This is a genomic window from Microbacterium sp. K41 (assembly GCF_004794395.1).
Classification (GTDB): domain Bacteria; phylum Actinomycetota; class Actinomycetes; order Actinomycetales; family Microbacteriaceae; genus Microbacterium; species Microbacterium sufflavum.
On sequence record NZ_SSDO01000325.1, the window covers coordinates 1 to 5,575 of the forward strand.

5 protein-coding genes are annotated in these 5,575 nt (G+C 70.8%); 1 reads left to right on the forward strand and 4 read right to left on the reverse strand.

The window, feature by feature from the left end; all coding sequences use genetic code 11:
• Positions 1-71: 71 nt before the first annotated feature.
• The 3 genes from DW309_RS09375 to DW309_RS19520 form a co-directional block, all read right to left on the reverse strand.
• A complete protein-coding gene (locus DW309_RS09375; protein WP_136045218.1) occupies positions 72-818 on the reverse strand; it encodes a hypothetical protein in 747 nt (248 codons plus the stop codon).
• Between the two features lie 58 nt (positions 819-876).
• Entirely contained in the window at positions 877-2,337 is a 1,461-nt protein-coding gene (gene cls / locus DW309_RS09380) for a cardiolipin synthase (protein ID WP_136045219.1), read from the reverse strand.
• 86 nt (positions 2,338-2,423) lie between these two features.
• Positions 2,424-2,597 (reverse strand): hypothetical protein, encoded by a 174-nt coding sequence (locus DW309_RS19520; RefSeq protein ID WP_168387235.1) that lies wholly within the window; start codon positions 2,595-2,597, stop codon positions 2,424-2,426.
• A 110-nt stretch (positions 2,598-2,707) separates the two neighbouring features.
• Between DW309_RS19520 and DW309_RS09385 the strand changes: the two genes are divergently transcribed.
• Positions 2,708-3,820, forward strand: a complete 1,113-nt coding sequence (locus DW309_RS09385; protein WP_136045220.1) for a DUF4192 family protein — start codon at positions 2,708-2,710, stop codon at positions 3,818-3,820.
• 11 nt (positions 3,821-3,831) lie between these two features.
• Here the strand turns inward: DW309_RS09385 and lysS are convergent, their stop codons facing one another.
• A complete protein-coding gene (gene lysS, locus DW309_RS09390; protein ID WP_136029575.1) occupies positions 3,832-5,364 on the reverse strand; it encodes a lysine--tRNA ligase in 1,533 nt (510 codons plus the stop codon).
• Positions 5,365-5,575: the final 211 nt, after the last annotated feature.

Sequence of the window (5,575 nt, forward strand, 5' to 3'; positions counted from 1 at the left end):
CCCGGGCGCCCTGCTGCTGGCGCTGCCCGCCGGCCACCCCGTGCACATCCTCTGACGGGGCGGCGCCGGGGTCAGCGCACCTGCACCGTGCCGTCGAGTCCGCCGCCCACGAGCGTGAGGGTGAACGGCGCGTCGTCGTCCACGTCGTCCTCGGGGAACTCGATCACGGTCGCGCGCGGGGCCATGTCCATCGTGCACACCTGGGTGTCGTCGGTGACGAAGGTGACCGTGCCCGCGGAGCCCGAGCCCTCGGCCGACTCCACGACGGGCGGGCATCCGGACGAGCCCCACGTCAGCAGCACCAGCCCGCCGTCGTCGAACCATCCCGCGGACGGCTCGTACGACGTCGGGTCGCCGGGGGTCCCGGTCGCGTCCGGGTCGCCGTCGAGGTCGATGTCATCGGAAACGTCCCCGTAGGTCACCTGGAGGGTGATGTCCTTGGTCGGATCCACGCCCTGCGGCAGCGCGCCGACGCTCGCGCGCGGAGCGAGATCCGCCGTGCACGCCTTCTCCGTCGCGCCGTCGCCCTCGGGTTCGACCAGCGTGACCGACACCGTCTGGCCCTCTGCGGAGACCTGGTCGACCTGGGGCAGGCACGTGGAGGAACCCCAGCTGACGACCGCGAACATGCGCCCGTCGTCGAGCAGTGCGCCCTCCAGGTCGCCCGAATCGTCGCCGTCGCCCGCGTTGCCCGGACCGCTCGACGGCTCCGATGTCGAGTTCGGGGCGGTGTTGCCCGGACCCACCGTGCACCCGGCGAGGAGCAGGGCCGCGGCGAGCGCGGAGGACGCGACGAGGAGGAGCCGGCGAGGAGTCATGCCCTCAGGGTACTCGCGGCATCCTCCCCTGCCTACGGGGCTCGGCGCGCGGGGCCGGTCACTGCAGCGCCGAGGTGAGCCGCGCCAGGTTGTCGAGCACGGTGGACCGCAGCGGCTGCTGCATCCACTCCTCGAGCGTGAGCTCGCGGCTGAGCGACCGGTACTTGTCCTCCACCTCGCGCATCTCCCTGACGAACTCCTCGCCACGGACGAGCATCGACACCTCGAGGTTGAGGCCGAACGAGCGCATGTCCATGTTGCTCGAGCCGATCACCGCCACCTCGTCGTCGATCGTGAGGCTCTTGGTGTGCAGGATGTAGGGCTTGCGGTACATCCAGATGCGCACCCCCGCCCGCAGCAGCACCTCGTAGTAGCTGCGCTGGGCGTGGTAGACCATCGCCTGGTCGCCCTCCTCCGAGACGAACAGCCCGACCTGGACGCCGCGATCGACCGCTGCGGTGACGGCCAGCAGCAGCGCCTCGTCCGGGACGAAGTACGGGCTGATGATCATGATCTGCTTCTTCGCCGCGTACAGCAGCGCGAGGAAGAGCCGGAGGTTGTTCTCCACCTCGAACCCCGGACCGGACGGCACGACCTGGCAGTCCAGATCGCCGGAGCCGATGTTGGCGTGCGCGATGTCGATCTCCTGGAGGACCACATCGGTCTCGCTGTACCAGTCGCTCAGGAAGATGGCGTTCACGCTCAGCACGACCGGGCCGTCGAGGCGCACCATGAGGTCGACCCAGTGCAGTCCGCGGCGGATGTTCTTGCGCAGGTTGTAGGTCGAGTCGGTGATGTTCTGCGACCCGAGGAACGCGATGTTCCCGTCGACGACGAGCAGTTTGCGGTGGTTGCGCAGGTCGGGGCGCTGCATCTTCCCCTTGAGCGGCTGCACGGGCAGCATCAGGTGCCAGTCGGCCCCCATCGCGTTGAGTCGCGCGACGGTCTGGCGGTAGCGCGGCTTGCCCCGGTTGGCCCAGTGGTCGAGCAGGACGCGCACCGCGACCCCGCGTGCCGCGACCTCTTCGAGCGCGCGGAAGAAGTTGTCGGTCGATTCGTCGGACTGCAGGATGTAGAACTCGACGTGCACGTAGTCCTGGGCGGTGCGGATCGCCTCCGCCATCTCGTCGAGCGACTCCTGGTAGTCGGAGATCAGGTGCGCGCCGTTGTCACCGGAGAGCGGGAGGGCTCCGAGGCGCTGGTTCATCTGCACGATCGGTCCGAACCACGCGGGGGCGTTCGGACGCAGCGTGCCGAAGTGCAGGTGCTCGCTGGTCTCGGCGATGTACTCGTTGATCTGGTCCTGCTTGCGGCGGCGGGCCCGCGGCAGTCGCGGGTTGCCGATGAGGAGGAAGAGGAACACGCCGACGAAGGGGATGAAGAACACCGCCAGCAGCCACGCCATCGCTGCCGTGGGACGCCGGTTGCGCGGGATCACGATGATCGCGGTGACGCGGATCGTGATGTCGAGGAGCAGGAGGAAGACCGCGAACCACCAGCCCCAGGTCCAGGCTGTCATCGCACCCCCTCGCCCGCATCAGGGGTCATGACCCCGGTGCGCGCCAGACCAGGCACGCTCGCTTCACAGTAGCGGATGGGTCGGACTCAGGTGCGCGGCGGGAGTCCGCGCGCGGCGCGTTCCTCGGCCTCGATCTGGGCGTGCACCTTCCGCTCGGTGCGGTCGAAGCGCAGGATGCCGCGGAGGACGACGACGAACACGATGCTGACTCCGATGGTCGGCAGGAGCGACCATGCCGCGGCGAGCCAGAAGTTGTCCATGACTCCATGGTACGCGAGGGTCTCCTCCACAGAGCCCGGTTCCCACGAATGCTCCCCCGACTGCGGGTTCGCGGCCCGCCACGCGATGCCGACCGGGCGATGCTCTCGGGATGACCACCGTGCTCAACGCCTCCGACTCCGCCCAGTTCCTGGGCATCGTCCCCACCCTCGCCGGGTTCACTCCGCGCCGGAGCATCGTGCTCCTGCCGTTCCGCGGCTCCCGCACCGACGGGGCGATGCGGCTCGACCCGCCCGACGACGCGATGCCCCCCGGCCGCTACGCCGCCTCGGCCGTGCGGCTCCTGCAGCGCGTCCGCGGCACGGACGGCGCCGCCGTCGTCGTGTACACGGACGAGGAGAGCGTCACGACGGCGGACGGCCTGGTGCTGCCCGGCGCCGTGGTGGTGGATCATCTTCTCGCCGGCCTGCGCGGTGCGCGCATGCGAGTGATGGATGCTCTCTGCGTGACGCCGGGCGGGTGGAGCAGCTACCTCGACCGGGAGCCGACGCTGAAGCCGCTCGCCGAGATCGGCCCCACGCCCGCGCACCCCTCGATCGGCGACGTGTCCGGCGACCAGCTCGCGGGAGCCCGGGTTCCGCGCGTGGGGGCACCCGAGCGCCAGCGCGTCGAGCGCGCGCTGACCGGGCTCCGCGGCGCGCTGGACGGGAAGGGCCGCGTGTCCGGTCGGGAGGATCCGCAGGCGCTCGCCGCGCTCGCGCTGCTGGACGACCTCCCCGGGCTCTTCGAAGCGGTGCTGAAAGGCCCGGACACGATCCCGCCCTTCGCCTGGGCGGCGCTGCTCTGGTGCCTTCAGCGCCCCGCGCTCCGCGACGCCGCCCTTGCGCAGTGGGCGAGCGATCGAGAGGGCGGTATCCGTGCGCTCCAGGCGCAGCTCGCCTTCACCGCCTCGGGCAGCCCGATCCCCGACGAGCTCGGGCGGGTGTTCGTCGGCCGCGGACCCACACCCGATCCGAATCGGCTCCGCAGCGCGTTGCAGGTGGTGCGTCATGCCGCAGCGAGGGCACCACGCACGGCGCGACCCGCGCCCCTCACCGCAGCGGCGTGGCTGTCGTGGGCACTCGGCCGCGCCACGCACGCCGGTCGCTACGTCGAGCTCGCGCGCGACATCGATCGGGAGTACAGCCTCGCCCTGCTCCTCGAGAGGCTGATCGCCGAGGAGGCGCTACCCGACTGGGCCTTCCGCGGACGGACCCGCCGATGAACGGGTGCCGGTCACTTCACGAGGGGGAAGAGGATGGTCTCGCGGATGCCCAGGCCGGTGATGGCCATCAGCAGACGGTCGATCCCCATCCCCATGCCGCCGGACGGCGGCATGCCGTGCTCGAGTGCCCGCAGAAACTCCTGATCGATCGGCATCGCCTCGACATCGCCACGGGCCGCGAGCTTCGCCTGCTCCTCGAACCGCTCCCGCTGGATGACCGGGTCGACCAGCTCCGAGTACCCCGTCGCGAGCTCGAACCCGCGAATGTAGAGGTCCCACTTCTCCACGACACCCGCGATCGAGCGGTGCTCGCGCACGAGGGGCGAGGTGTCGACGGGGAAGTCCATCACGAAGGTCGGGCGCACCAGGTCGCCCTTCACGAAGTGCTCCCAGAGCTCCTCCACCAGCTTGCCGTGCGTGGCCTGCGGCGGCACGTCCACACCGTGGGCCTGCGCGAACGAGATCAGGTCCTCCACCGCGTCCTGCGGCGTCACCGTGCGACCCGACGCCGCCGACAGCGACTCGTACATGGAGATGCGGTCCCACTCGCCGCCGAGGTCGTACTCGGTGCCGTCCGCCCAGGTCACGGTCGTCGAGCCGGAGACCGCGATCGCCGCCTGCTGCACGAGTTCCTGCGTGAGGGCGGCCATCTGGTTGTAGTCGCCGTAGGCCTGGTAGGCCTCGAGCATCGCGAACTCCGGGCTGTGCGTCGAGTCGGCGCCCTCGTTGCGGAAGTTGCGGTTGATCTCGAACACGCGCTCGATCCCGCCGACCACGGCCCGCTTGAGGTACAGCTCCGGAGCGATGCGCAGGTAGAGCTCGGTGTCGAACGCATTCGAGTGCGTGACGAACGGACGCGCCGACGCCCCACCGTGCTGCACCTGCAGCATCGGGGTCTCGACCTCGAGGTAGTCGTGGCTCGCGAACGTCGCCCGCAGGCTGGCGTTCACGGCGGCGCGCGCCCGGACGGTCGTGCGGGCCTGCTCGCGCACGATCAGGTCGAGGTAGCGGCTGCGCACGCGGCCCTCCTCGCTGAGCTCCGCATAGGCGTTCGGCAGCGGCAGGATGGCCTTCGACGCGATCGCCCAGTCGTCCGCCATGATCGACAGCTCTCCGCGGCGGCTCGAGATGACCTCGCCGTGCACGAACACGTGGTCGCCGAGGTCGACGTATTCCTTCCAGTCGGCCAGCGACTCCTCGCCCACGTTCGCGAGCGAGACCATCGCCTGGATGCGGCTGCCGTCGCCGGCCTGCAGCGTCGCGAAACAGAGCTTGCCCGTGTTGCGGCTGAAGACCACGCGGCCAGCCACCCCGACCACGACACCGGTCTCCGCGCCCGCCTCCAGCTCGCCGTACTCCGCACGCAGGGCGGGGATCGAGTGGGTCACCGGCACGCCCACGGGGAACGCGCCGCCCCCCGCATCCGAGCGTCGGGCGATCAGGCGCTCGCGCTTGGCGAGTCGCACCGCCTTCTGCTCGTGGACGTCGTCCTCGGGGGAAGAGTCGGTCGTGGCCGATTCGGGCGCGGCGGACGCGTCAGTCATGTGCGGGGCTCCTTGGAAGTCTCCCCCAGTTTACCGAGGCGCGATGCGGGTCCGCGGCCGTCGCTGGGTAGCCTCGGTGCATGGCCCTCTCCAGGATCGCCCGCGCTTCCGCCGCCCTCGTCCTCGCCGCCGGCGCCATCGTCCTCCCCGTCGCATCGGCCTCCGCCGCTCCGGCACTCGCCTCCGCCCGGTCGGACCGCGCTGCGGTCGC